The organism is Cryobacterium sp. MLB-32 (assembly GCF_000738085.1).
Lineage (GTDB): Bacteria > Actinomycetota > Actinomycetes > Actinomycetales > Microbacteriaceae > Cryobacterium.
The window spans coordinates 1-1,202 of sequence record NZ_JPRS01000359.1; the positions used below are offsets into that span (position 1 = coordinate 1).

A 1,202-nucleotide genomic window follows, 5' to 3' on the forward strand; every position below is an offset into this window, starting at 1 on the left:
TCATTCGTGACAGCGTCCTTTTTTGTGTGATCGCTCGTTCCCACCTGCTTACGTCAGAAAAGCAGTTCGAATGGCTGGAAGCCGTCCAGTCTCCTTCGAAAGGGAGCGCATGCGAACACTGGTCCTCAACGCGGGGTACGAGCCCCTCGCCGTGGTGAGCTACAAACGAGCATTGATTCTGGTGATGAACCAGAAGGCGACGATCGTGCAGTCCGATCCGGGGCATCCGGTCTGTGCCGCTTCGGGCTCCTGGGATCGTCCGAGCGTTATCCTGCTCACGCGCTACGTGCGGCTGCCCCGCGGACGGATAGTGCCGGTGAGCAGGCGTGGTGTCCTCCGCCGCGATAATCACCGCTGCTGCTATTGCGGCAAGGCCGCGGCCACCATCGACCACATCCTGCCGCGATCACGCGGCGGGCGAGATACCTGGGACAACCTCGCGGCGTGCTGCCTCAAGTGCAACAACTCCAAGAGTGATCACACCCCGGCGGAAATGGGCTGGAGTCTGCGCTTCATGCCACGGATGCCGCAGGGCGCCACGTGGGTCGTGCGCGGCGTGGAGCATCCCCTCGAGCAGTGGGACGCGTACCTGGCCACGGCCGCCGCCTAGAGTGGGCGCTCGGCCGGAGATAGGGGAGATGACATGAGAATCACCCTCACGAGCGTTCTTGTCGACGACCAGGAGAAGGCGCTGCGGTTTTACACCGACGTGCTCGGATTTGTGACAAAATACGACATCCCCTTGGGTGAGGACCGATGGCTAACCGTGGTGTCCCCGGAAGACCCGCAGGGTATAGAGCTGCTCCTCGAGCCCAGCGGTCACCCGGCGGCGAAGCCGTTCAAGGACGCCCTGGTCGCCGATGGGATTCCGTTCACTCAATTCGCTGTCGACGACGTCACGGCCGAGTACGAACGACTCCATGGACTCGGCGTGCGTTTCACTCAGGAGCCGACCGTGATGGGTCCGGTGACGATCGCTGTGTTCGACGACACGTGCGGCAATTTGATCCAGATCACGCACATGGCGCAGTAGCCGCACCGCGTCGCATGACCGATCGGGCGGGTTGACCGTTCCGAGCGGCTAAACTGACGAGACCAGCCTCTGTAGCTCAACGGAAGAGCAGTTCCGTCCTAAGGAAACGGTTGGGGGTTCGAATCCCTCCAGGGGCACACCCTTGTATGGCCCGGTTTCCCCGGTAAAC

General features: G+C 62.3%; 2 protein-coding genes and 1 tRNA gene. All 3 read left to right on the plus strand.

All coding sequences use genetic code 11. From position 1 onward, the window contains the following. Window positions 1-109: 109 nt before the first annotated feature. Complete coding sequence (locus tag JF66_RS18550) at window positions 110-610, plus strand: HNH endonuclease (protein WP_035880333.1); 501 nt, start codon at window positions 110-112, stop codon at window positions 608-610. Between the two features lie 33 nt (window positions 611-643). Beyond that, window positions 644-1,033 carry a VOC family protein gene (locus tag JF66_RS18555; RefSeq protein ID WP_035880334.1) on the plus strand — a complete coding sequence of 130 codons (390 nt, stop codon included), beginning with the start codon at window positions 644-646 and terminating at the stop codon, window positions 1,031-1,033. Between the two features lie 65 nt (window positions 1,034-1,098). Next, a tRNA-Arg gene (locus JF66_RS18560) sits at window positions 1,099-1,170 on the plus strand. Window positions 1,171-1,202: the final 32 nt, after the last annotated feature.